This window comes from Enterobacter sp. 6722112 (assembly GCF_058661685.1).
The window spans coordinates 823,914-848,617 of record NZ_JBZWGR010000007.1 but is presented as its reverse complement, the minus strand read 5'-3'; the positions used below and the strand labels follow the sequence as shown (position 1 = coordinate 848,617).

Sequence of the window (24,704 nt, the reverse complement as noted above, 5' to 3'; positions counted from 1 at the left end):
TCACTATTTTGCGGTTACAACCTGCATTCCGGACGGTTCATTTTGCAGTGCGAGAGTCAGAACTTCCTCAATGCGTTTCACCGGATGGATCTGCAAATCGGCAATAACGTTGTCCGGAATCTCTTCCAGATCGCGTTTATTTTCGTAAGGGATCAATACGGTTTTGATCCCACCGCGGTGTGCCGCCAGCAGTTTTTCTTTTAACCCGCCGATAGGCAGTACCTGACCACGCAGCGTAATTTCACCGGTCATGGCCACATCAGCACGAACCGGGTTCCCTGTCAGGCAGGAAACCAGCGCCGTACACATGGCAATACCCGCGCTTGGGCCATCTTTCGGCGTCGCCCCTTCCGGAACGTGAACGTGAATGTCGCGTTTTTCGTAGAAATCCGGGTTGATACCCAGTTTTTCCGCACGCGCGCGCACCACGGTCAGCGCCGCCTGGATGGACTCCTGCATCACTTCACCCAGTGAACCGGTGTAGGTCAGCTTGCCTTTGCCCGGGACACAGGCGGTTTCGATGGTCAGCAGATCGCCGCCCACTTCCGTCCATGCCAGACCGGTCACCTGACCAACGCGGTTTTCGTTGTCCGCACGACCGTAGTCGAAGCGCTGAACGCCAAGGTAAGCATGCAGATTGTCGCCGTTAATCACAATGTGCTTCAGGCTCTTATCCAGCAGCAGCTGTTTCACCGCCTTACGGCACAGCTTAGAGATCTCACGCTCGAGGCTACGAACGCCCGCTTCACGGGTGTAATAGCGAATGATGCCAATAATCGCGCTGTCCTCGACGGTCAGCTCGTTGGCTTTCAGCGCGTTACGCTCAATCTGTTTCGGCAGCAGGTGCTGCTTAGCAATGTTCAGCTTCTCATCTTCGGTATAACCGGAGAGACGGATCACTTCCATACGGTCCAGCAGCGGGGCCGGAATGTTCATGGAGTTGGAGGTCGCCACGAACATCACATCGCTCAGGTCGTAGTCCACTTCCAGGTAGTGATCGCTGAACGCCACGTTCTGTTCTGGATCAAGCACTTCCAGCAGCGCCGACGCCGGATCGCCACGCATGTCCGAAGACATTTTGTCGATCTCATCGAGCAGGAACAGCGGGTTTTTAACCCCCACTTTCGCCATCTTCTGGATCAGCTTGCCCGGCATAGAACCGATGTAGGTACGGCGGTGACCGCGGATTTCCGCTTCATCGCGTACGCCGCCCAGCGCCATACGGATATACTTACGTCCGGTCGCTTTGGCGATGGACTGGCCCAGAGAGGTTTTACCCACGCCTGGAGGCCCTACCAGGCACAGAATTGGGCCTTTGATTTTGTTCACACGGCTCTGTACCGCGAGGTACTCAAGAATGCGGTCTTTCACGCGTTCCAGGCCGTAGTGGTCGGTATCGAGGATTTCCTGCGCCTGACGCAGGTCTTTTTTGACCTTGCTGCGGGCATTCCACGGAACCTGCACCATCCACTCAATATAGCCGCGCACGACGGTCGCCTCTGCCGACATCGGAGACATCATTTTCAGCTTCTGCAACTCAGCTTCGGCTTTCTCTTTCGCCTCTTTCGGCATCTTCGCCGCGTCGATCTTACGCTTCAGCGCTTCGTTTTCATCCGGCGCATCGTCCATCTCGCCGAGCTCTTTCTGAATGGCTTTCATTTGCTCGTTCAGATAGTACTCACGCTGCGATTTTTCCATCTGCTTTTTGACGCGGTTGCGAATGCGCTTCTCAACCTGGAGCAGATCGATCTCAGACTCCATCATCGCCATCAGGTATTCCAGACGTTCGTTAACGTCGGACATTTCCAGCACGGACTGTTTGTCAGCAAGCTTCAGCGGCATGTGCGCAGCGATGGTATCCGCCAGACGTGCAGGATCGTCGATGCTGTTCAGCGACGTCAGCACTTCAGGTGGGATTTTCTTGTTCAGCTTGATGTAGCCTTCGAACTGGCTGATCGCGGTGCGTACCAGCACTTCCTGTTCGCGCTCATCAAGTTCCGGTGAATCAAGGTACTCTGCCTTCGCAGAGAAGTGCTCGCCATCGTCTGACAGAGTGGTAATACGCGCACGCTGTAAGCCTTCCACCAGCACCTTCACGGTGCCGTCTGGCAGCTTCAGCATCTGCAAAATAGAGGCCACGGTCCCGACGGTGAAAAGATCGTTTACACCCGGCTCATCCGTTGATGCTTCCTTCTGCGCAACCAACATGATTTTTTTATCATGATCCATGGCGGCTTCGAGGCAACGGATAGATTTTTCCCGCCCTACAAATAAGGGTATGACCATGTGCGGATAAACCACCACATCGCGCAACGGCAATACGGGGATTTCAATGCGTTCAGAACGCTCAGGATTCATAGAGCTCTCTCTTAGTTTAGTGTCCGCCAGGTAAACTGGTCATGTAACTGTGCTTCACACAACCATTAACATGTAATCCAGTATATGGGGATGTTTCCCATACATTCAACGCCATGAATACGGAAAAAGTAAAGGGGAGATAAAATCCCCCCTTTTTGATTAACTGATTGTATGAAATGGTGAATTATTCGCCAGATGCCTGCTGCGCTTCCGGTTTACCGTAAATCAGTAACGGCTTGGACTGGCCACCAATGACGGACTCGTCGATCACGACTTTTTCAACGTCTTCCATAGAAGGAAGATCGTACATCGTGTCGAGCAATGCTGCTTCTACGATAGAACGCAGGCCACGGGCACCGGTTTTACGCGCCATCGCTTTCTTGGCAATCGCGTCCAGTGCTTCGTCACGGAATTCCAGCTCAACGCCTTCCAGATTAAACAGCGCCTGATACTGCTTGGTCAGCGCGTTTTTCGGCTCTTTCAGGATCTGAATCAGCGCGTCTTCGCTCAGTTCATTCAGGGTCGCCACAACCGGCAGACGGCCGATAAATTCCGGAATCAAACCGAATTTGATCAGATCTTCCGGTTCAACCTGCGCCAGCAGCTGGCCTTCGTTTGGTTTTTCAGACGTGGCTTTCACCGTTGCGCCAAAACCAATGCCGGAGCCGGTTTCCACACGGTGAGAGATCACTTTATCCAGGCCTGCAAACGCACCACCACAGATAAACAGGATCTTGGAGGTATCAACCTGCAAGAATTCCTGCTGCGGATGTTTACGCCCACCCTGCGGTGGAACAGCCGCAACCGTACCTTCGATCAGCTTCAGCAGCGCCTGCTGCACGCCCTCGCCCGAGACGTCACGGGTGATCGACGGGTTGTCTGATTTACGGGAGATTTTGTCGATCTCATCGATATAGACGATCCCGCGCTGGGCTTTCTGTACGTCGTAATCGCACTTCTGGAGCAGCTTCTGGATAATATTTTCTACGTCTTCACCCACATAACCGGCTTCGGTCAGGGTGGTGGCATCCGCCATGGTGAACGGAACATCCAGCAGGCGCGCCAGCGTTTCCGCCAGCAGGGTTTTACCGGAACCTGTAGGCCCGATCAGCAGAATGTTACTTTTGCCCAGTTCTACGCCATTGCTGGTATCGCCGTTACGCAGACGTTTGTAGTGGTTGTATACCGCCACCGCCAGCACTTTTTTCGCCTGCTCCTGACCAATGACATAGTCGTCCAGGTGGTGGCGAATCTCGTGTGGCGTTGGTAACGCGCTGCGCTCACGGTGCGGCGCGACTTCTTTAATCTCTTCGCGAATGATGTCGTTACATAAATCGACGCATTCGTCGCAGATATACACGGACGGCCCGGCAATCAGTTTACGCACTTCATGCTGGCTTTTGCCGCAAAAAGAGCAGTACAGCAGTTTGCCCGAACCATCTTTGCGTTTATCTGTCATGAGTCCAAACCTCTTTTTAAGTTCTATGTGCCGCACATGACGACGCAAATGCCATTCTCAGACGCAAGCTGCTTACAGGCAACGTGCCGCCCTACCTTAGTATAGCGGCACACTCGCGTCGCGGGCATCAATTACGATGGGTCAAAATGGAGTCGACTAAGCCGTACTCAACTGCCTCTGGTGCAGAGAGGAAGCGATCGCGCTCGGTATCGCGCTCGATCTGCTCGAGAGGTTGACCCGTATGCTGCGCCATAAGTTCATTCATGCGCGCTTTTACTTTCAGAATTTCTCGGGCGTGGATTTCAATATCCGTCGCCTGGCCCTGGTAACCACCCAGCGGCTGGTGAATCATCACGCGGGAGTTAGGCAGGCAGAAACGCTTACCTTTCGCCCCTGCGGTTAACAGGAAAGCACCCATGGATGCCGCCTGCCCCATACAGATGGTACTGACATCCGGCTTGATGAATTGCATGGTGTCATAAATTGACATGCCCGCCGTAATCACACCGCCTGGCGAGTTGATGTACAGGTAAATGTCTTTTTCCGGGTTTTCCGCTTCCAGGAACAGCATCTGCGCCACGATCAGGTTAGCCATATGGTCTTCCACCTGGCCGGTCAGAAAGATAACGCGTTCCTTGAGCAGACGGGAATAGATATCGAAAGAACGCTCACCGCGTGAGGTCTGTTCAATAACCATTGGCACCAGCGCCATATGGGGTGCAAAGTTATCTCGTTCGCCACTGTATGACATTTCCGTCTCCTGGTTCAAAATTGAAAACACCTGCTGTACTGATTGTAACCTTATGGACGGATTATCAGCCAGTCTCAATCATCGTGATTACATACTAATGGGGGTCGTTATGCCCTATTTCAAGCATAACAACGTTTTGTTGTAACGCTAACACTGAAAGGGCGTTTTAGCACCCTTCCAGGACTAAAGCTGTGATAAAAAAAACCCGTCGCCGGAGGGCAACGGGTTTTTTGTTCAAACTTTAAACCGTCGGGGCGAAATTACGCCTGCTGGTTCATGAGTTCGGTGAAAGAGGTCTCTTTTTCGGTCACTTTCGCTTTCGCCAGTACCGCTTCAACAGCCTGCTCTTCCAGTGCGACGTTGCGCATGTTGTCCATCAGCTCTTTGTTCTTACCGTAGAACTCGATCACTTCAGATGGATCTTCGTATGCAGAAGCCATCTCCTCGATCAGGCCTTTCACACGCTCTTCGTCAGCTTTCAGCTCGTGGGTACGAATCACTTCGCCCAGCAGCAGGCCGACAACAACGCGACGTTTCGCTTGCTCTTCGAACAGCTCGCGTGGCAGTTCCATCGCTTGCTGCTGGTTGCCACCGAAGCGCTGTGCAGCCTGACGGCGCAGAACGTCGATTTCGCTGTCGATCAGGGCCGCAGGAACGTCGATGTCGTTCGCTTTCACCAGACCTTCAATCGCCTGAGACTTCACGCGGTTACGTACAGCGCCGTTCAGCTCGCGCTCCATGTTTTTACGCACTTCGGTACGCAGGCCCGCAACAGAACCATCTTCCACGCCGAAACGCTTGATGAATTCTTCGGTCAGTTCTGGCAGTTCGCGCTCTTCCACTTTCTTCAGGTTGATAACGAACTTCGCTGCTTTACCTTTCAGGTTTTCAGCGTGGTATTCTTCAGGGAAGGTCACGTCAATGGTGAACTCTTCGCCAGCTTTGTGGCCTTTGATACCGTCTTCGAAGCCTGGGATCATACGACCCTGGCCCATCGCCAGTACGAAGTCAGACGCTTTACCGCCTTCGAACTCTTCGCCGTCTACAGAACCGGTGAAGTCGATGGTTACGCGGTCTTCCGCGTCAACAGCGCCTTCTTTCTCTTTCCAGTTCGCCTGCTGCTTACGCAGGGTATCCAGCATGCCGTCAACGTCTTCGTCAGTCACGGAAACGATCGGTTTTTCAACTTCGATAGATTCCAGACCTTTCAGCTCAACTTCCGGGTACACTTCGAACTCTACGGAGTAGGTGAAGTCTTCGCCCTGCTTGTATTCACCTGGAACGTAGTTCGGCGCGCCGGCTGGATTGATTTTTTCTTTGATGATCGCGTCGATAAAGTTGCGGCTCATCAGTTCACCCAGCACATCCTGACGCACGGAAGCGCCATAACGCTGAGCAACAACATTCATTGGTACTTTGCCCTTGCGGAAGCCGTCAATACGTACTTTTTTTGCTACGTTGACCAGCTCGCTTTTCACAGCAGTTTCGATGCTGTCAGCAGCGATAGTAATCGTTACACGGCGGCCAAGGCCTTGAGTGGTTTCAACTGAAACTTGCATCTTGTTACCTCAAAAAAATCACAGTGCTCGGTCAACTCTGAATCTGTCTGTTATACCGGGATGCTCTCTTATGTGCAGATTCACATTCCCTGTCGCCAGAATCATCCCGAAGACATTCAATAAGACGCGGCATTATAGCGGCATCACTTAGGTGAGTCGAGAACGGTTGGAGCATGTTGCTGCGGCTTTTTTCACACTTTAAGGCTATTTTTAGCCTTAAAAACGCGCCATCCGCTCAAAACTCAGACAAAACAAAACGGCCCGAAGGCCGTTTTGACGAAATCTGTAAGCAACATACTGGAAAAACTCCGGCGGTTGCAAATCCGATTTATCAGGCGATGGTGCCTGCACCCCGACAAGGCGGTGATGCGAATACCGTATCCTGTAGCCCTTCCCATTCCTTAATGGTGTAGGTATGCAGCGCCAGCGCATGTACGGTTGTGGAGAGTTCTTCCGTCAAGGTGCTGTAGATCAAGCGGTGTCGGTTCAGGAAACGTTCTCCCGTGAAGCGATCGCTGACCAGAACCACTTTAAAGTGGCTTTCAGAACCTGCCGGCACGTTATGACGATAGCTTTCGTCGACAACTTCGAGAAACACAGGGTTGAACGCTGCCCTTAATTTTTCTTCTATCTGTTCACGTATCATCATGAAATCACTCCTCCGACAACGCTAAGGTGTCACCCATCCCTTTAAATATTAGCCGCTTTTACCGGTTCCATTACACCTTGACAACAAATATTTAGCTTTCGTCTGATTTTCTCATCCAAACGAATGAAGTTCACTATGAGGTTCATACGTTTTGTCACTTACAGGCAGAGAAAAGCGGAAAGGCGGTCAGTTTTCGGACAAGGCGATGAATTTACATGCGTTGACCACTTCCCCTGGCCGTTAGCGATGTTATGATGGCGGCAATTTTTCTCTCTTTGCTTACGATTCGTTGAGAACCCGAAAATGTTAAAAAAACTCTTCTTTCCGTTGGTAGCACTCTTTATGCTCGCCGGCTGCGCGACTCCGCCGACGACCATTGACGTTTCACCAAAAATTACCCTGCCTCAGCAGGATCCAAGCCTGATGGGCATCACAGTCAGCATTAATGGCGCCGATCAGCGTCAGGACCAGGCGCTGGCGAAAGTGACTCGCGACAACCAGCAGGTCACGCTGACCGCCTCCCGCGACCTGCGCTTCCTGTTGCAGGAAGTGCTGGAAAAACAGATGACCTCCCGTGGCTACATGATTGGCCCAAGCGGCGCGGTTGATCTGCAAATCATCGTGAACAACCTGTACGCTGACGTCTCCCAGGGTAACGTTCGCTACAACATTGCGACCAAAGCCGATATCGCCATCATTGCTACCGCGAAGAACGGCAATAAAATGAACAAAAACTACCGTGCAAGCTATTCCGTTGAAGGCGCATTCCAGGCCTCCAACAAAAATATCGCTGACGCGGTTAACAGTGTGCTGACTGACACCATTGCCGACATGGCACAGGACACCAGCATTCACGACTTCATCAAGCAGAACGCCCGTTAATCCTGCTGACTGACCCGGTGCTTCACCGGGTCAGTTCATAAGAACATGTCCAGTCACTACTTACGTATTTTCCAGCAACCGAAATCAGCTATTCTGCTGATCCTTGGTTTCGCCTCCGGTTTACCCCTTGCGCTCACCTCCGGCACGTTACAGGCGTGGATGACGGTTGAGAACATCGATCTTAAAACCATTGGTTTCTTCTCGCTCGTCGGCCAGGCTTACGTCTTTAAGTTCCTGTGGTCGCCGGTGATGGATCGCTATACCCCACCGTTCCTCGGGCGCCGTCGCGGCTGGTTAGTGATGACGCAGGTGCTGCTGTTGCTGGCCATTGCCGCAATGGGTTTCCTTGAGCCGTCAACACAGCTGCGCTGGATGGCCGCGCTTGCGGTGGTCATCGCCTTCTGCTCCGCTTCGCAGGACATTGTTTTTGACGCCTGGAAGACGGACGTCCTGCCAGCAGAAGAGCGTGGCGCCGGTGCGGCAATTAGCGTGCTTGGCTACCGCCTGGGTATGCTGGTTTCCGGCGGGCTGGCCCTCTGGCTTGCCGACCGCTATCTCGGCTGGCAGGGAATGTACTGGCTGATGGCCGCTCTGCTGATCCCCTGCATTATTGCCACGCTATTCGCGCCTGAACCGAGCGATGTGATTCCGGTCCCCCGCTCGCTGGAGCAGGCCGTCGCCGCACCGCTCCGCGACTTCTTTGGTCGCAATAATGCCTGGCTGATCCTGCTGCTGATTGTCCTTTATAAGCTTGGCGACGCTTTCGCCATGAGTCTGACCACCACCTTCCTGATCCGCGGCGTCGGGTTTGATGCGGGCGAAGTCGGCGTGGTGAACAAAACCCTGGGACTGTTTGCCACGATCGTCGGCGCGCTGTACGGCGGCGTATTGATGCAGCGCCTGTCGCTGTTCCGCGCTCTGCTGATCTTCGGCATCCTTCAGGGCGCATCGAATGCCGGTTACTGGCTGCTGTCGATCACCGACAAGCATATGATCAGCATGGCGACGGCGGTATTCTTTGAAAACCTGTGTGGCGGTATGGGCACTGCGGCATTTGTCGCCCTGCTGATGACGCTGTGCAATAAGTCATTTTCCGCCACCCAATTTGCGCTACTGTCTGCCCTTTCTGCCGTCGGGCGCGTATACGTTGGCCCCGTCGCGGGCTGGTTTGTTGAAGCTCACGGCTGGCCGACGTTTTATCTCTTCTCGGTGGTGGCGGCGGTGCCGGGGATTTTATTGCTGCTGGTCTGTCGCCAGACGCTGGAATATACCCAGCGGACGGAACACTTCATGCCGCGCACGGAATATCAGGCTGCCTATCGGTTTGCCCTGCGTCTGCTGATGGCTGGTTGTCTTGCGCTGGTAGTGTGGCTCGCGGTACTCATCTTGAATGCGACGACCACCTTGTCGCTTCCGTTTGAAACCCAGCTGCTTGATGCAGGGGTGTTACTCGCCATCGTGGGTATCCTGACCGGTGGGATGCTGGATTTCATGTCATTGCGGAAAACGCAGATGACATGAAGTAAAAAGCGAAAGGTTATTTCCCGTTGTAATAACGACACGAAATTATAACGGCGAAATAACCGCCATCGGCAAAAAAAATATTTGTTGTTTTGTGCGGGATAGCATTCGGAAATTATTGGAGCTTATTTCGCTACGCTATTTTCCGTTAAACGATTCAGCATTCGAAAGATTGAATTTTCGTTTTTTAGTTGTCTTTTTATTGATAATTAATTGTTAATTATTTGTGTATTTTTCACAATGGTTATACCAATTGTCCCTTTTGCGGTATGCTGGGGCACCCTTTCGTTATAACGCCCGCTCCGTGCGGCTTCCCCCGGAAAACGCGACATAATTTGCAACACTTGTGACATGTGCGGCAGAACCCGGTAACACCTTCCTGACACAGGGCTAATGATGTTTACAGTAATGTAACCTTCCCGTAAAATGCCCCCACACTTTAAACGCCACCAGACTCCCGTGGAATTGAGGTCGTTAAATGAGACTCAGGAAATACAATAAAAGTTTGGGATGGTTGTCATTATTCGCAGGCACTGTATTACTCAGTGGCTGCGATTCTGCACTACTAGACCCCAAAGGACAGATTGGACTGGAACAACGTTCATTGATACTGACGGCTTTTGGCCTGATGTTGATTGTGGTTATTCCTGCCATCTTGATGGCTGTTGGTTTCGCCTGGAAGTATCGTGCGAGCAATAAAGATGCGAAGTATAGCCCTAACTGGTCACACTCCAATAAAGTGGAAGCTGTGGTCTGGACGGTACCTATTCTGATCATCCTGTTCCTTGCTGTACTGACCTGGAAAACCACTCACGCACTTGAGCCGAGCAAACCGCTGGTTCACGATGAAAAACCTATTACCATTGAAGTGGTCTCCATGGACTGGAAATGGTTCTTCATCTATCCAGAACAGGGCATTGCTACCGTGAATGAAATCGCCTTCCCGGCGAACACTCCGGTTCAGTTCAAAGTGACCTCCAACTCCGTAATGAACTCCTTCTTCATCCCACGTCTGGGCAGCCAGATTTACGCGATGGCCGGTATGCAGACTAACCTGCACCTGATCGCGAATGAAGCAGGCACCTACGACGGTATCTCCGCCAGCTATAGTGGCCCGGGCTTCTCGGGTATGAAGTTCAAAGCTATCGCTACGCCAGACCGCGCGACTTTCGACCAGTGGGTTGCAAAAGCGAAGCAGTCTCCAAACACCATGTCTGACATGGCGGCGTTCGAAAAAGTGGCTGCACCTAGCGAATACAACAAGGTGGAGTACTTCTCTAACGTGAAACCGAATCTGTTCAAAGACGTTATTGGCAAATTTATGGATCACGGCATGAGCATGGACATGACCCAGCCTGAAGGCGAGCACAACACGCACCAGGGTATGGAAGGCATGGACATGAGCCACGCGGAAACCGCTCACTAAGGGGCCGAGGAAGAAAATGTTCGGAAAATTGACACTGGATGCAGTGCCCTACCATGAACCGATTATTATGGTTACGGTGGCTGCAATTATCATTGGTGGCGCGGCCTTAGTTGGCCTGATCACTTACTTCGGTAAGTGGAGCTACCTGTGGAATGAGTGGCTGACTTCGGTTGACCACAAAAAACTCGGTATCATGTACTGCATCGTCGGTATCGTCATGTTAATTCGTGGCTTTGCGGATGCAATCATGATGCGTAGCCAGCAGGCGCTTGCGTCTGCGGGCGAAGCCGGCTTCCTGCCACCGCACCACTACGATCAGATCTTTACCGCCCACGGCGTTATCATGATCTTCTTCGTGGCGATGCCGCTGGTAATCGGTCTGATGAACGTGGTCGTTCCGCTGCAAATCGGCGCGCGCGACGTTGCGTTCCCGTTCCTGAACAACCTGAGCTTCTGGTTCACGGTTGTCGGCGTTATCCTGGTTAACCTGTCACTGGGTGTGGGCGAATTTGCTCAGACCGGCTGGCTGGCCTACCCGCCGCTGTCGGGAATTGAGTACAGTCCGGGCGTGGGCGTTGACTACTGGATTTGGGCGCTTCAGCTCTCCGGTGTCGGTACCACCCTGACCGGTATTAACTTCTTCGTGACCATCCTGAAGATGCGTGCACCAGGTATGACGATGTTCAAGATGCCAGTATTTACCTGGGCATCTCTGTGCGCCAACGTCCTGATTATCGCGTCGTTCCCAATTCTGACCGTCACCATCGCGCTGCTGACCCTGGATCGCTATCTGGGCACCCATTTCTTCACGAATGATATGGGTGGCAACATGATGATGTACATCAACCTGATTTGGGCCTGGGGTCACCCGGAAGTGTACATCCTGGTTCTGCCGGTGTTCGGTGTGTTCTCCGAAATCGCGGCAACCTTCTCGCGTAAACGCCTGTTTGGTTACACCTCTCTGGTGTGGGCAACCGTATGTATTACCGTACTGTCGTTCATCGTCTGGCTGCACCACTTCTTCACCATGGGTGCGGGCGCCAACGTAAACGCCTTCTTCGGTATTACCACCATGATTATCGCGATCCCGACCGGGGTTAAGATCTTCAACTGGCTGTTCACCATGTACCAGGGTCGTATCGTGTTCCACTCAGCTATGCTGTGGACCATCGGCTTCATCGTGACCTTCTCCGTAGGTGGGATGACCGGCGTACTGCTAGCGGTACCAGGTGCTGACTTCGTTCTGCACAACAGCCTGTTCCTGATTGCGCACTTCCATAACGTTATCATCGGTGGCGTGGTCTTCGGCTGCTTCGCTGGTGTGACCTACTGGTGGCCAAAAGCGTTCGGTTTCACCCTGAACGAAAAATGGGGTAAACGCGCGTTCTGGTTCTGGATCATCGGCTTCTTCGTGGCGTTTATGCCGCTGTACGTGCTGGGCTTCATGGGGATGACCCGTCGTCTGAGCCAGCAGATCGATCCGCAGTTCCACCCAATGCTGATGGTTGCAGCGGGCGGCGCAGCGCTGATTGCCTGCGGTATTCTGTGCCAGCTGATTCAGTACTACGTGTCTATCCGTGACCGTAACCTGAACCGCGACCTGACCGGTGACCCGTGGGGTGGCCGTACGCTGGAGTGGGCGACCTCTTCTCCGCCTCCGTTCTATAACTTTGCCGTAGTGCCGCACATTCACGAGCGTGATGCATTCTGGGAAATGAAAGAAAAAGGTGAAGCGTACAAGCAACCTGAGCATTACGAAGAGATCCATATGCCGAAAAACAGCGCCGCGGGCATGGTTATTGCCGCTTTCGCAACGGTATTTGGTTTCGCAATGATCTGGCACATCTGGTGGATGGCGATTGTTGGCTTCGCTGGCATCGTAATCAGCTGGATTGTGAAGAGCTTTGACGAGGACGTGGACTACTACGTACCAGTCCGTGAAGTTGAAAAGCTGGAAAACCAGCATTTTGACGAGATTTCTAAAGCGGGGCTGAAAAATGGCAACTGATACTCTGGCGCACTCAACTGCCCACGCGCATGAACATGCGCACCATGATACAGGACCGACGAAAGTCTTCGGTTTCTGGATCTACCTGATGAGCGACTGCATCCTGTTCTGCTGTCTGTTCGCAACCTATGCCGTTCTGGTGAACGGCACAGCGGGCGGCCCGACCGGTAAGGACATCTTTGAACTGCCGTTCGTTCTGGTTGAAACCGCACTGCTGTTATTCAGCTCCATCACCTACGGCATGGCGGCTATCGCCATGTACAAAAACAACAAGAGCCAGGTTGTCTCCTGGCTGGCGTTGACCTGGCTGTTTGGTGCTGGCTTTATCGGGATGGAAATCTATGAATTCCATCACCTGATCATGGAAGGTTTCGGCCCGGATCGTAGCGGCTTCCTGTCAGCGTTCTTCGCGCTGGTAGGCACCCACGGTCTGCACGTGACCTCGGGTCTGATCTGGATGGCGGTGCTGATGTTCCAGATCTCCCGTCGCGGCCTGACCAGTACTAACCGTACCCGTATTATGTGCCTGAGCCTGTTCTGGCACTTCCTGGACGTGGTATGGATCTGTGTGTTCTCTGTTGTCTATCTGATGGGGGCGATGTAATGAGTCATTCTAACGATCATGGCGCTTCCCACGGCAGCGTAAAAACCTACATGACAGGTTTCATCCTGTCGATCATTCTGACGGTGATCCCGTTCTGGATGGTGATGAACGGTTCTGCATCTAAGCCTGTTATCCTGGGCGCAATCCTGGTGACCGCGGTGATTCAGATTCTGGTGCATCTGGTTTGCTTCCTGCACATGAACACCAAGTCCGATGAAGGCTGGAACATGACGGCCTTTATCTTTACCGTGATTATCATCGCTATCCTGGTAGTCGGTTCCATCTGGATTATGTGGAACCTTAACTACAACATGATGGTTCACTAAGAGCGGCGAGTATGTTTAAGCAATACCTGCAAGTCACGAAACCAGGCATCATCTTTGGCAACCTGATCTCCGTAATCGGAGGGTTCCTGCTGGCCTCTAAAGGCAGCATTGATTACACCCTCTTTATTTACACGCTGGTCGGTGTGTCACTGGTGGTTGCGTCCGGTTGTGTATTTAACAACTACATCGACATGGATATCGACAAGAAGATGGAAAGGACCAAAAATCGGGTGCTGGTTAAAGGCCTGATTGCTCCTTCCGTCTCGCTGGTGTACGCCACCTTGCTGGGTATTGCTGGCTTTATGCTGCTGTGGTTTGGTGCTAACCCGCTGGCCTGCTGGCTGGGGGTGATGGGGTTCGTGGTGTATGTGGGCGTCTACAGCCTGTATATGAAACGTCACTCCGTCTACGGCACGCTGATTGGTTCTCTCTCCGGCGCGGCGCCGCCGGTGATTGGCTACTGCGCCGTCACGAACGAGTTCGACAGCGGTGCGCTCATCCTGCTGGCTATCTTTAGCTTGTGGCAGATGCCGCACTCCTACGCCATCGCGATTTTCCGCTTTAAGGATTATCAGGCGGCGAACATTCCGGTTCTGCCGGTCGTGAAAGGCATTTCGGTTGCCAAGAACCACATCACGCTCTACATCATCGCTTTTGCCGTGGCAACGCTGATGCTCTCTCTGGGCGGTTACGCCGGATATAAATATCTGGTGGTAGCAGCTGCGGTGAGCGTATGGTGGCTCGGCATGGCCCTGCGCGGTTACAAAGTGGAAGATGACAAAGTCTGGGCACGCAAGCTGTTTGTGTTCTCGATTGTCGCCATCACCTCCCTGTCCGTGATGATGTCCGTAGACTTCATGGTGCCTGATTCACAAAACCTGCTGACTTACGTCTGGTAAGAAGGCTGATGTAAAAACGCCGGGTTTAGCCCGGCGTTTTTTATTGGTACGGCGTAACCCCTTTCTTTAACAGTATATTGCCGTATTTCGCGGTCTCGCCCGTCACCACGATGGCGTACGCTTTCTGTGCCCGCGCATAAAACGCATAACGGTCAATACGCGTAATCCCCTCCCCTTCCGCCTCACCAAAGAGTGCGTTGCGATAGCGCGCTTCTACCTGTATATCGAGCGTATCCCCGTCGACAGGGGCCATCATCACCAGCGGTGGCGCATAGCTGTCCAGTTCAAACAGCGGTATCACCGCGGCCAGCAAATCGCTGATGAGCAGGCCATCTGCGCGGATCGTCTTTGGCCCCAGGCTGTGCGCGGGAAAGTGAGCATCTGCAAAAATAATCTCGTCACCATGACCCATTTCTGCCAACGTTTTCAGCAGCTCGGGTGAAATCAGAGGGGATATCGTTTTAAGCACAAGGTTGCTCCTCAGGATAGAAATAACGGTAACGATAGTGGACCCGATCGCGAGCAGCCTCAGCGCTGGCCGTTTCTCCGACGCCCCACCATCCGTACAAAGACGCCCCCAGCACGGTCGTATCAGCCTCTTCAAGAACCTTCACCGGGATCCCAAGCGCATTGGACTTGAGCTGATTCCACAGCATATTGCGGCTACCTCCCCCCACCAGCAGGAGTTCACGCGCCTTAAATTGCGCGATCGCCTCCAGCGCCAGGCATTTTTCTTGCAGATGCACCGTGAGTCCTTCCAGGGCTGCGCGGTAAAAATGGGCTGGCGTTGTGGTGAGCGTAACGCCCTGCCAGCCGGCGAGTGGAGAATCGAGCAGTTGGGTATTCATCGTGACGCCATCCGCGCCGTTCGGAATTGCCGCCGCCTGAGCCAGAATAGTGTCCCAGTCGGTACCAGGCGACCAGAACAGCGCGCGGATCCACTCCAGTACGCCAGACGCCAGATATTGCATTCCCGGATTATAGAGCCCCGTCCGGCTATCCAGTTCGCAGGTCGCACCCGGGTATTGCCCCAGTAAAGCGGTATCAACCTGCGAGGTGCGCGCCATTAAAATCTCCCAGGTACCCGAAGAGAGAACTGGCTCATTAATTCCCGCCCCGGCGCCAAAAAGGGCAAACTGCGTGTCGTGCCCGGCGGAGATCACCGGCACACCGCAAGGCAATCCGAGCCTGGATGCAGCGTCGGGCCGCAATTCACCAATCCTTTCTCCGGGGGAAACCAGCGGCGGGAAAAGGGAATGAGGCACGCCGATCTTGCTTAAGATCGTTTCACTGAAGCGCTGCTGATGCAGATCGAACATCTGACTGGTACCGGCCATCGTGAGATCGGTCGTCATCTTTCCAGTCAGGCGATGGTTGATTAGCGAGGAGATAAAAAGCCAGGCGTGAGCACGCTGTAACAGATCGGAATGGTTGTCCTGAAGCCAGCCTAGCTTATACAACGTGTTAAAACTAAACTGCCCAACGCCGGTGATCTGCTGTAGTTCTGCCGGGGAGCATGAACGGGCAACCGCTTCCATCACCGGCACGGTTCGCGGGCACTTCCAGCTGATGATCGGGTAAAGCAGTTCTCCCCGCTCATCTACCAGTGCGCCATCCACGCCAAAGGTCGTCACACTCATTCCGCACAGTTGATGCTCGCTCAGCGCTGCGCTGATTTTCTGACAACAGACGGCAAACCGTTGCATGATGGCGTCGAGCGACCACTGGTGCCAGGCCGGATTTTCAGCGGCGCTTTCGCTTTCGTTCGCCACCGCGGCGCGCGCCACAATATTCCCTTCGGGATCCAGCGCAATGGCGCGCACGTTCGTCGCGCCACAATCGAGAACCAGAAAACATTTTTTCATCGCGGTCCCCACAGGCTGCCAGCCCGCCGGAGCAGGCTGGCAGGCCGGATTAATGTTTGTATAACGGTCCGTAATTTTCACAGGCGCGGTAATCCTGCCCTTCCGGATCCATACCGTGAGCGCCCCAGGCCGTCGGCCGATAAATCAGCGCCTCCGGTACGTTATGCATGCATACAGGGATGCGCAGCATGGACGCCAGGGTGATGAAATCAGCGCCGACGTGCCCGACGGTTAATACCCCGTGGTTAGCGCCCCAGTTCGCCATCACTGAATAGACGTCGCTAAACGGGCCTTTACCGGTCAGGCGTGGGGCAAACCAGGTGGTGGGCCAGGTTGAATCGGTGCGCTTATTCAGAATGTCATGTACGTGTTCCGGCAGCTCAACACTCCAGCCTTCCGCTATCTGTAATACCGGACCCACACCCTTGATGAGGTTTACGCGGGTCATGGTAAATGGCACGCCACCCCGGGTGAGGAAGTTTGATGAGAAACCGCCCCCGCGGAAGTATTCATGCACCGCCGGACACCAATGGGTTGCGGCCAGGCACGCGTTGGCTTCCTGCTCAGTAATGTCCCAGTGTGGTTTCAGGGTCGGTTTCCCCTCGGCGTCTTTCTGCTCCGCTGTACCGTCCAGCGCCGCCGAGCCGGAGTTGATCAGATGAATAATGCCGTGCTCAGCCCGTCCAGTGAGCTTCTGGCCGGTAACACGCTCAACCGACTCCGGCGACCAGTAGGTGCGTACATCAGCAAAAATCTGCGCGGTGCCGGTCATCAGATGCCCAAACAGCATCGCTACCCCGTTAAGGCTGTCATTTTCCGTCGCCACTACCAACGGCTGGCGAATACCGTTCCAGTCGAAAGAGCTGTTCAGCAGCGCCTCTGCGGTATCGCCATTTGGATACTGATCCGTCCAGTGGCGCTGCCCCTGGAAACCGGACGCAATGGCGTTATAGCCCAGCGATTCCTCCACGCGGCCCATCGCAGCGAGTTTAGGGTTGCCCTGCATCATGTCGCGGATGCACATCGCCATTAGCAGGCTCTCCCGCAGGATCGCGGCATTTTCCTGTTCATTGCGACGATACTGCTCTGCGTTTTTATCCTCGCCGAAACGGAAATGTGCCTTCGCCCAGCTCAGGGCCAGCTCAAGTTCTTGCTCGTCGTAAATCTTATGATCGATGCGGCGACGCAGTTCGGTCATATCCACCGCCTGCACCTTCATCCCCAGCCAGGATTCAAAGAAGTTGTGATCGACAATCGAGCCCGCGATCCCCATTGAGACACCGCCCACCGACAGATAACTTTTCCCCTTCATGCTGGCGACCGCCAGGCCCGCCCGGGCGAAGCGCAACAATTTTTCCTCAACGTCTGCCGGGATGGTCTCGTCGCCCGCATCCTGTACATCGTGGCCGTAAATGGAAAACGCCGGGATCCCTTTCTGGTTATGCGCTGCCAGCGCCGCTGCGAGGTATACCGCCCCCGGACGCTCGGTGCCATTAAAGCCCCAGATCGCTTTCGGGCGCAGCGGATCCATATCAATGGTTTCACTCCCGTAACACCAGCAGGGGGTGATGGTGATCGTCAGACCAACGTGGCACGTGCTGAACTTCTCTTCGCAAGCGGCGGATTCCGCCATTCCGGCAATGCAGCTGTCGGCAATTACGCACTCTACGGGCGTACCGCAGGGGTGGCGTAATTTTTCACTGAGTAGCGCCGCCGTGGCTTTCGCCATGTTCATGGTCTGCTCTTCCAGAGACTCGCGTACGCCCATTCGGCGGCCATCAATAACAGGTCGAATGCCAATCTGGGGTAACGCTTTTATCGTTTTCATAGCCCTTCCTCACGTTGGTTAACCTATCCGTCTCAGGGGCATAGCCGTGAAAAAGCGCCCGGGCAGCACCGTGAACGGAAAGCGGTGAAATTTGCTAACTCGAATTAGCTTAGGGTTCTCACTAAAAATGAGACAAGATAAATGTGCAGGATCTGTGAGCAGTTTCACGATGAGAGGTCAAAATTCGATCAGCGTCAGGTATTACGATTCAGCAAAAACTAAACATATCGTTTAAATTCAATTAAATAACAAAATACCTTTGCACGACGTCACAATTTGAATACAAATGATTTGGCTAAATTATGACCCTAAAATAGCTTTTAAGGACGAAAGCTAAGTCGAGTTAGCTTAATAACTAAATCACTGTGGCTTGTGATTCATTGCCTTTCCAACACAGGAATTTTGCAATGTCAGAGACTCTTATTCAGATGACGCGCATCACCAAACGCTTTCCCGGCGTGCTGGCGCTGAATCAGGTTGATTTCGATTTACGCCGCGGCGAAGTTCATGCCCTGTTAGGTGAAAACGGTGCCGGCAAATCGACGCTGATGAAAATATTATCCGGTGTTTACCAACCCGATTCCGGTGAAATTCGCTTTGAAGGGCAATCCGTATCATTCAGCGATCCGCTAAGTGCTCAGCACGCAGGTATTACGATTATCCATCAGGAATTTAATCTCTTTCCCGATTTAACCGTGGAAGAGAATATCTTTATTGGCCGTGAATTCTGCAAAAATAGTCGCTGGCAGTTAGATAAACGCGCCCAGCGACAGGCGGTTGAGAAAATACTGCACACGCTGAATTTAAAAATCGCCCCGGACGCCCGCGTCAGTGAATTAACCGTAGCCCAGCAGCAGATGGTTGAAATTGCCAAAGCGATTTCGGTCAATGCCAAAGTGCTAATCATGGATGAACCCACCGCCGCGCTGACCGAAAGTGAAATCGAGAGTTTATTTGACGTCACGCGGATGCTCAAGGCTCAGGGCACGGGGATAGTCTACATCTCGCACCGTCTGGAAGAATTGGCGCTGATCGCCGATCGCGCGACCGTCATGCGCGACGGACAATACATCGCCACCGTAGATTATGAAACGGTTCAGATCGGCGAGCTTATCGCCATGATGGTTGGCCGCAATCTCGATAACATCTACCCAAAACGCCCGCCGCATCAGCGCAGAGAAAAAGTGCTGGAGGTGAATGGCCTGACGCGAAATGGTGTACTGCACGACATCAACTTTACCCTCTGGCGCGGTGAGATCCTCGGCCTCGCTGGCTTAATGGGCGCAGGCCGAACGGAACTGGGCCGGGCCCTGTTTGGCGCCGATGCGATCGACGCCGGTACCCTGACGCTGAACGGCACCCCCACACGGATTAAAGACGTGGCTGACGCCATTGAGAAAGGCATCAGCTATTTAACAGAAGACCGCAAAAAAGAGGGACTCGCCCTCGGCCTTTCCGTTGAGATGAACATTATGCTCGGCAATTACCCGGACTACGCCGGCGCCGCGGGTAATGTCGATGAAAAACGCTGCCGGGAGTCCAGCCAGAAACTGGTGGATGCGCTGCGAATAAAAACGCCGCATCTGGAACAGGCGGCACTGAATTTAAGCGGCGGTAATCAACAGAAGATCATTATTGCCCGCTGGGTCTGTAAAGATACCGATATTTTAATTTTTGATGAGCCAACCCGGGGAATTGATGTTGGCGCCAAGCTGGAAATTTATGAACTAATGAACCGCCTTGTCGCTAAAGGTAAATCGATCATCATGATTTCATCCGAACTGCCGGAAGTATTAGGAATGTGCGACCGCATACTTGTGATGCGCAGCGGCCACATTGCCGGCGAAATAGAGGCTGAGCACGCCACCCAGGAAAAAATCATGCAATACGCCACGCTGGAGGATTAATCATGTCCGTTACCGTTCCATCGCCGCAAAGCGGAAGTCATACGATGAAAATAAATAAAGCGCTCCTGATGCGTCTGGCGCCTCTTTTTAGCCTGGTATTGCTGGTTCTGTTTTTCAGCTTCAGCTCACCGTTCTTCTTTAATACTGAAAATATCATGACTATCGCCCTGCAAACGGCGGTGATTGGCATCATGGCCATTGGCGTAACCTTTGTGATTATTACCGCCGGGATCGACCTGTCGCTCGGATCGGTGGTGGCGTTCTCAGGGGTTGCGGTGGGCATCGCCGCCGGGTTTGGTATGCCGCTGCCGGTCTGTATTCTGGCAGGCGTGCTCGCCGGCGGGCTTTGCGGCTATGTGAACGCGTTTCTGGTCACCAAAATGACCATACCCCCGTTTATTGCCACCCTCGGCTTAATGATGTCGGTACGCGGCATCAATATGGTGATGACCGATGGCCGCGCGATTTATTTTTCTGACTACCCGCAGTTCAAGCTGCTAGCGCAGGGTCGCCTGTTCGACGTCCTGCCTTACCCGGTGTTCTACCTGGTCATCGTGGCACTGATCGCCATGTGGATCCTGAAGAAAACGGTGATGGGCCGCTATATCTACGCTGTCGGCAGCAATGAAACGGCGGCACATCTTTCCGGGATCAAAGTCCAGCGAGTGAAAATTTTCGTTTACGCCTTATGCGGCCTGTTAACCGGCGTGGCCGGGGTGATCCTCGCCTCTCGTCTCAATTCAGGCCAGCCAACCGTAGGCGTGGGTTATGAGCTGGAAGCCATTGCGGCGGTAGTGATCGGCGGTACCAGTCTGATGGGCGGCGTGGGCACGATTGGCGGCACCATCATAGGCGCGTTCATTATGAGCGTGCTGAAAAACGGCCTCAATCTCATGGGCGTGTCCCAGTTCTGGCAGATGGTGGCGATGGGCGTGGTCGTCGTTGCCGCCGTCTACCTGGACACGTTACGTAAAAGAATGCGTTAGGTTCTCGATACAACAAGCCCTGCCAACCCTACAACGGAGCAAAATAATGAAAACCAGCCATATCCTGAGCGCCCTGTCGCTCGTTGCCATCCTGTCCAGCAGCGCGCTGGCAAAAGATTTGAACCTGCCGGTAGTCAGTAAAGGTTACCAGCACGAATTCTGGCAGACGGTCAAAATGGGGACGGAAGCTGCCGCAAAAGAGTTGGGTGACAAAACCAGCTACGTTGGCCCTGCCGATGAAACGCAAATCGCCGAGCAGATCCAGTTAGTCGAAAACACCATGGCACAAAAGCCAAACGGCCTGTTGCTGGCCGCGCTTGATGCAAACGCCCTTGCCCCGCTGGTCGAAACCGCCAACAGCCGGGGGATCAAAGTGGTGACCTTCGACTCGGGCGTGAACTCCGATATCCCGGCCAGCTTTGTCGCCACCAATAACCGTAAGGCGGGCGCACAGGCTGCGGATGCGCTGGCGGAGCAGGTAGGCCAGAAGGGGAAAGTGGGTATTATCGCCCACGTAGCCGGAACGACGTCCGCCATTGAGCGCTCTGAAGGATTCAGCGAGCGAATGAAAGAGAAGTACCCGAATATTCAGGTACTGCCGGTGCAATATAGCGACGGCGACCCGCAAAAGGCGATGGATAAAACCATTGATATGGTTCAGGCCAACCCGGATATCGCCGGTATTTATGCCACCAACGAAGGCTCAACCCTGGGCGTTGCGAACGCTATCGACAGCCAGAATCTGAAGGGCAAAGTGAAAGTCATCGGTTTTGACAGCACCGAAGCCATCATTAACTTCCTCAAAAACGGCGTGATTCAGGGCTTCGTGGTGCAGGACGCGTACCAGATTGGTTATCAGGGCATAAAGGCGCTGAACGCGGTGATTTCCGGACAGACGGTGGCTAAGGAAATTGATATTCCAGTGAAATATGTCAATGCGCAGAATATCAACACCCCTGAAATTGATAAACTGTTACATCCGTTTGGTAAAAAATAAGGAAGTTTATGATGAGTGACGGCTATTTCCTCGGGGTCGATGTGGGTTCAGCCAGCGTTCGTGCTGGGCTTTACTCTGCGCAAGGCGAGCGTTTGAGCTTCGCGCCCCGTCCGATTTCGCAGTTTCACGCCAGCAACGCGCGCGTGGAACAGTCCTCCGCGGAGATCTGGCAGCAGGTTTGCGCGGTGGTGCGGGAAGCCGTCGACTCCTCTGGGATCTCACCCGACGCCATTCGTTCGATTGGCTTCGACGCCACGTGCTCGCTGGTCGCGCTGGATGCTGAGGGTAACGGCCTGAGCGTGTCCCCCGACAGTCCGGCATCGCAGGACATCATTATGTGGATGGATCATCGTGCTCACGAAGAAACTGTTCGCATCAATGCCACACGCGATCCGGCCCTGTGCTACGTGGGCGGCGAGGTGAGTATTGAAATGGAACTGCCAAAACTGCTGTGGTTGCAGCGACATCATCCTGAAACATGGAATCAGGCCTGGCGCTTTTTCGACCTTGCCGATTTTCTGGTCTGGAAAGCGACGGGCCAGGACGCCGCCAGCCTGTGCACCCTCACCTGCAAATGGAACTACCTTGCGCATGAGGCGCAGTTCAGCGAATCGCTGCTCAGGGAGGTGGGGCTGGAGACCTTACTGACAAAAATTCCCGATACTATTCTGGACGTCGCTGAATGCGTCGGGAAACTCAGCCCACAGGCAGCGCAAGCTCTGGGGTTGCCCGAAGAGGTGGTTGTGGCAAGCGGCATGATCGATGCCCACGCGGGTGGCGTGGCGCTGACGGGCTCACACCCGGAGGGCACGCTGGCGCTCATCAGCGGAACCTCGAACTGCCATATGCTTGCCAGTCAGACGGAGATCCATACGCCCGGCGTCTGGGGGCCTTACTGGAGCGCCATGCTGCCGGGCTACTGGCTGACGGAAGGCGGGCAAAGTGCTGCCGGGGCGCTGGTCGACTGGACGTTGCGCGAGCACGGAGCCAGCGCAGACCTGTTTGCAAAAGCAGAAGCGGCGCAACGCCATCCGGTGGCGCTGCTCAACGACTGGGTAGCCGCGCTTGAACAGGAAGAAAAATATCCCACCCGCAACCTGCACATTCTGGCCGATCACCACGGCAACCGCTCGCCGCGTTCGCGTCCGGATGCGCGGGGCAGCGTGGTCGGTCTGACATTAGAAACCGGTGAACGTGCGCTGGCGAGGCTCTATCTGGCCACGCTACAGGCCATAGCCTATGGCACACGACATATTATGGATACCCTGAAACATCACGGGCACACCTTGTCGCGCATTGTCATTTGTGGAGGAGCCACCCATAACCGGCTCTGGCTGCGGGAGTATGCCGATGCCACGGGCTGCGATATTCATCTCTTAGCCGAAGAAGATGCCGTCACTCTCGGCGCGGCCATTTGCGGCGCTGTGGCGAGCGGTGCATGGGCAACGCTCACCGATGCCACCCGGGAAATGGTCAAAGCCGGCGACATCATCACCCGTCGGCCGGAAACCGCGGCTTTCCACAGGCAAAAATATGAGGCGTACCTGATGCTGTGGACCCAGCAGCAGGCGCTTAATCTCCTGATGCAGCAGGAAATGTAATGGCAGGATGCGTATGCTTTATCAGCAGTTTTTTACGTACGTTAAGGATTGAGGCGTAGCGATGGCCAAAACAGTTGAACAGATAGCGAAGGATCTGAATTTATCCGTCACCACCGTGCGGCTGGTACTGAGCGGGAAAGCCGAACAGTATCGGATCAGCGTGAAAACACAGTCCCGAATTAATGAACACGTCGAGCGCTTCGGCTATACCCTCAACCATTCGGCGCGCAGTCTTAAGCTAAACAAAACCGAGACGCTGGGACTCATCGTGCCCAACATCTCGAACGTGTTCTTTGCAACGCTCGCCGAGAAACTCGAACTGCGCTGCCGCCGTTCGGGCTACCAGCTGATGATCAGCTGTACTTACAACGATGTGGATTACGAAAATAAGCTGGTCAAAGCCCTGATGGCGCGCAACGTGGACGGCTTGTTTATCGTTCCCTCGACGCTGGAAAACCAGCAGCATCATTTGCGGCAGATCCAAAAACCACTGGTGCTCCTCGACCGGGATTTTGGCTTTACTGACAACGCGCTGGTTGAGAGTCATAACGAGGCCGGGGGGGATGAACTGGCCCGCAACATGCTGGCAGAGAGAAAAACGCCGCTCTGGTTCCTTGTGGGCGATACCGCACTGCCCAGTATTACGGACCGTCTGAACGGCTACTTACAGGCCCTGAAAACAGCCGGTATTCACCATCGCGAGTGGGTCATCGAAGGGCCGGACAATACGCCGGAGGGCGGATATGCCCTGATGGATTCGCTTATCGACAGCCAGGGTGTTCCGCAGGCGTTTATCGCCTCATCGTTACCCGTTCTGGAAGGGGCAATTGAAGCCCTGCGGACGCGTACCGGCACCGTGCCCCAACACATCAATATCGGCACCTTCGATGAGCACCCCATGCTGGGGTTCCTGCCTAACAGCGTCTGGTCCATGCAGCAGGATGAAAATACCTGGGCGGAAAAAGCGTTTGAACTGATGCAGCGAGCCATCGACGGCGAAGCGGTCAACGAGACGGCGAAAGTCGATATGAAGCTGGTCAAACGTTCCCGCCAGTAAAAATAAAACTGTACCCGGAGA

Annotated in this window: 20 protein-coding genes; 12 read left to right on the top strand and 8 right to left on the bottom strand. The window is 54.0% G+C overall.

Going from position 1 to position 24,704, the window contains the following annotated elements:
• Positions 1-3 precede the first annotated feature (3 nt).
• The 5 genes from lon to bolA all read right to left on the bottom strand — a co-directional run bounded on the left by lon (position 4) and on the right by bolA (position 6,776).
• On the bottom strand, positions 4-2,358 hold the full coding sequence (gene lon / locus AC4OVU_RS05545; RefSeq protein ID WP_014882775.1) for an endopeptidase La: 2,355 nt from the start codon (positions 2,356-2,358) through the stop codon (positions 4-6).
• A gap of 184 nt (positions 2,359-2,542) precedes the next feature.
• Entirely contained in the window at positions 2,543-3,817 is a 1,275-nt protein-coding gene (clpX, locus tag AC4OVU_RS05540; protein WP_015571275.1) for an ATP-dependent protease ATP-binding subunit ClpX, read from the bottom strand.
• 127 nt (positions 3,818-3,944) lie between these two features.
• Positions 3,945-4,568, bottom strand: a complete 624-nt coding sequence (gene clpP / locus AC4OVU_RS05535; protein ID WP_006809880.1) for an ATP-dependent Clp endopeptidase proteolytic subunit ClpP — start codon at positions 4,566-4,568, stop codon at positions 3,945-3,947.
• Positions 4,569-4,828: 260 nt separating this feature from the next.
• Positions 4,829-6,127, bottom strand: a complete 1,299-nt coding sequence (gene tig / locus AC4OVU_RS05530; RefSeq protein WP_015571277.1) for a trigger factor — start codon at positions 6,125-6,127, stop codon at positions 4,829-4,831.
• A gap of 331 nt (positions 6,128-6,458) precedes the next feature.
• Positions 6,459-6,776 carry a transcriptional regulator BolA gene (bolA, locus tag AC4OVU_RS05525; RefSeq protein ID WP_003859051.1) on the bottom strand — a complete coding sequence of 106 codons (318 nt, stop codon included), beginning with the start codon at positions 6,774-6,776 and terminating at the stop codon, positions 6,459-6,461.
• 303 nt (positions 6,777-7,079) lie between these two features.
• Between bolA and AC4OVU_RS05520 the strand changes: the two genes are divergently transcribed.
• The 7 genes from AC4OVU_RS05520 (at position 7,080) to cyoE (ending at position 14,442) form a co-directional block, all read left to right on the top strand.
• The gene (locus AC4OVU_RS05520) at positions 7,080-7,658 is read left to right on the top strand and encodes a lipoprotein (protein ID WP_110292618.1); all 579 of its coding nucleotides are present in this window, start codon (positions 7,080-7,082) and stop codon (positions 7,656-7,658) included.
• Positions 7,659-7,703: 45 nt separating this feature from the next.
• Entirely contained in the window at positions 7,704-9,179 is a 1,476-nt protein-coding gene (ampG, locus tag AC4OVU_RS05515; RefSeq protein ID WP_045347526.1) for a muropeptide MFS transporter AmpG, read from the top strand.
• Positions 9,180-9,657: 478 nt separating this feature from the next.
• Complete coding sequence (gene cyoA, locus AC4OVU_RS05510; RefSeq protein ID WP_006809886.1) at positions 9,658-10,605, top strand: cytochrome o ubiquinol oxidase subunit II; 948 nt, start codon at positions 9,658-9,660, stop codon at positions 10,603-10,605.
• Positions 10,606-10,621: 16 nt separating this feature from the next.
• On the top strand, positions 10,622-12,613 hold the full coding sequence (gene cyoB, locus AC4OVU_RS05505) for a cytochrome o ubiquinol oxidase subunit I (RefSeq protein ID WP_017383189.1): 1,992 nt from the start codon (positions 10,622-10,624) through the stop codon (positions 12,611-12,613).
• Positions 12,603-13,217: a cytochrome o ubiquinol oxidase subunit III gene (locus tag AC4OVU_RS05500; protein WP_003859057.1), complete on the top strand. Its 615-nt coding sequence runs from the start codon at positions 12,603-12,605 to the stop codon at positions 13,215-13,217. Before cyoB ends, AC4OVU_RS05500 begins: the two co-directional genes overlap by 11 nt.
• Positions 13,217-13,543 (top strand): cytochrome o ubiquinol oxidase subunit IV, encoded by a 327-nt coding sequence (locus tag AC4OVU_RS05495; RefSeq protein WP_006809888.1) that lies wholly within the window; start codon positions 13,217-13,219, stop codon positions 13,541-13,543. Before AC4OVU_RS05500 ends, AC4OVU_RS05495 begins: the two co-directional genes overlap by 1 nt.
• 11 nt (positions 13,544-13,554) lie before the next feature.
• Positions 13,555-14,442 carry a heme o synthase gene (cyoE, locus tag AC4OVU_RS05490; RefSeq protein ID WP_003859062.1) on the top strand — a complete coding sequence of 296 codons (888 nt, stop codon included), beginning with the start codon at positions 13,555-13,557 and terminating at the stop codon, positions 14,440-14,442.
• 40 nt (positions 14,443-14,482) lie between these two features.
• On the opposite strand, the gene fucU is transcribed toward cyoE, so the two are convergent.
• The 3 genes from fucU to fucI are packed head-to-tail and all read right to left on the bottom strand — an operon-like array spanning position 14,483 to position 18,135.
• On the bottom strand, positions 14,483-14,911 hold the full coding sequence (gene fucU / locus AC4OVU_RS05485) for an L-fucose mutarotase (protein ID WP_022647241.1): 429 nt from the start codon (positions 14,909-14,911) through the stop codon (positions 14,483-14,485).
• Positions 14,904-16,307 (bottom strand): L-fuculokinase, encoded by a 1,404-nt coding sequence (gene fucK, locus AC4OVU_RS05480; protein ID WP_110292634.1) that lies wholly within the window; start codon positions 16,305-16,307, stop codon positions 14,904-14,906. Before fucK ends, fucU begins: the two co-directional genes overlap by 8 nt.
• Positions 16,308-16,356: 49 nt before the next feature.
• Entirely contained in the window at positions 16,357-18,135 is a 1,779-nt protein-coding gene (gene fucI / locus AC4OVU_RS05475; RefSeq protein WP_110292616.1) for an L-fucose isomerase, read from the bottom strand.
• A 407-nt stretch (positions 18,136-18,542) separates the two neighbouring features.
• Between fucI and AC4OVU_RS05470 the strand changes: the two genes are divergently transcribed.
• From AC4OVU_RS05470 to AC4OVU_RS05450, 5 genes are all read left to right on the top strand, one after another.
• Positions 18,543-20,042: a sugar ABC transporter ATP-binding protein gene (locus AC4OVU_RS05470; RefSeq protein ID WP_017383184.1), complete on the top strand. Its 1,500-nt coding sequence runs from the start codon at positions 18,543-18,545 to the stop codon at positions 20,040-20,042.
• Between the two features lie 2 nt (positions 20,043-20,044).
• Positions 20,045-21,028: an ABC transporter permease gene (locus AC4OVU_RS05465; RefSeq protein WP_017383183.1), complete on the top strand. Its 984-nt coding sequence runs from the start codon at positions 20,045-20,047 to the stop codon at positions 21,026-21,028.
• A gap of 46 nt (positions 21,029-21,074) precedes the next feature.
• Positions 21,075-22,025 carry an ABC transporter substrate-binding protein gene (locus AC4OVU_RS05460; protein WP_000858088.1) on the top strand — a complete coding sequence of 317 codons (951 nt, stop codon included), beginning with the start codon at positions 21,075-21,077 and terminating at the stop codon, positions 22,023-22,025.
• Positions 22,026-22,036: 11 nt separating this feature from the next.
• The gene (locus AC4OVU_RS05455; protein ID WP_110292615.1) at positions 22,037-23,626 is read left to right on the top strand and encodes an FGGY-family carbohydrate kinase; all 1,590 of its coding nucleotides are present in this window, start codon (positions 22,037-22,039) and stop codon (positions 23,624-23,626) included.
• Between the two features lie 61 nt (positions 23,627-23,687).
• Positions 23,688-24,683 (top strand): LacI family DNA-binding transcriptional regulator, encoded by a 996-nt coding sequence (locus AC4OVU_RS05450; protein WP_110292614.1) that lies wholly within the window; start codon positions 23,688-23,690, stop codon positions 24,681-24,683.
• Positions 24,684-24,704: the final 21 nt, after the last annotated feature.

What these genes read in the sequence shown, in the direction of transcription:
- lon (WP_014882775.1), bottom strand. Translation starts at nt 2,358, where the DNA reads ATGAATCCTGAGCGTTCTGAACGCATTGAAATCCCCGTATTGCCGTTG.
- clpX (WP_015571275.1), bottom strand. Translation starts at nt 3,817, where the DNA reads ATGACAGATAAACGCAAAGATGGTTCGGGCAAACTGCTGTACTGCTCT.
- clpP (WP_006809880.1), bottom strand. Translation starts at nt 4,568, where the DNA reads ATGTCATACAGTGGCGAACGAGATAACTTTGCACCCCATATGGCGCTG.
- tig (WP_015571277.1), bottom strand. Translation starts at nt 6,127, where the DNA reads ATGCAAGTTTCAGTTGAAACCACTCAAGGCCTTGGCCGCCGTGTAACG.
- bolA (WP_003859051.1), bottom strand. Translation starts at nt 6,776, where the DNA reads ATGATGATACGTGAACAGATAGAAGAAAAATTAAGGGCAGCGTTCAAC.
- AC4OVU_RS05520 (WP_110292618.1), top strand. Translation starts at nt 7,080, where the DNA reads ATGTTAAAAAAACTCTTCTTTCCGTTGGTAGCACTCTTTATGCTCGCC.
- ampG (WP_045347526.1), top strand. Translation starts at nt 7,704, where the DNA reads ATGTCCAGTCACTACTTACGTATTTTCCAGCAACCGAAATCAGCTATT.
- cyoA (WP_006809886.1), top strand. Translation starts at nt 9,658, where the DNA reads ATGAGACTCAGGAAATACAATAAAAGTTTGGGATGGTTGTCATTATTC.
- cyoB (WP_017383189.1), top strand. Translation starts at nt 10,622, where the DNA reads ATGTTCGGAAAATTGACACTGGATGCAGTGCCCTACCATGAACCGATT.
- AC4OVU_RS05500 (WP_003859057.1), top strand. Translation starts at nt 12,603, where the DNA reads ATGGCAACTGATACTCTGGCGCACTCAACTGCCCACGCGCATGAACAT.
- AC4OVU_RS05495 (WP_006809888.1), top strand. Translation starts at nt 13,217, where the DNA reads ATGAGTCATTCTAACGATCATGGCGCTTCCCACGGCAGCGTAAAAACC.
- cyoE (WP_003859062.1), top strand. Translation starts at nt 13,555, where the DNA reads ATGTTTAAGCAATACCTGCAAGTCACGAAACCAGGCATCATCTTTGGC.
- fucK (WP_110292634.1), bottom strand. Translation starts at nt 16,307, where the DNA reads ATGAAAAAATGTTTTCTGGTTCTCGATTGTGGCGCGACGAACGTGCGC.
- fucI (WP_110292616.1), bottom strand. Translation starts at nt 18,135, where the DNA reads ATGAAAACGATAAAAGCGTTACCCCAGATTGGCATTCGACCTGTTATT.
- AC4OVU_RS05470 (WP_017383184.1), top strand. Translation starts at nt 18,543, where the DNA reads ATGTCAGAGACTCTTATTCAGATGACGCGCATCACCAAACGCTTTCCC.
- AC4OVU_RS05465 (WP_017383183.1), top strand. Translation starts at nt 20,045, where the DNA reads ATGTCCGTTACCGTTCCATCGCCGCAAAGCGGAAGTCATACGATGAAA.
- AC4OVU_RS05460 (WP_000858088.1), top strand. Translation starts at nt 21,075, where the DNA reads ATGAAAACCAGCCATATCCTGAGCGCCCTGTCGCTCGTTGCCATCCTG.
- AC4OVU_RS05455 (WP_110292615.1), top strand. Translation starts at nt 22,037, where the DNA reads ATGAGTGACGGCTATTTCCTCGGGGTCGATGTGGGTTCAGCCAGCGTT.
- AC4OVU_RS05450 (WP_110292614.1), top strand. Translation starts at nt 23,688, where the DNA reads ATGGCCAAAACAGTTGAACAGATAGCGAAGGATCTGAATTTATCCGTC.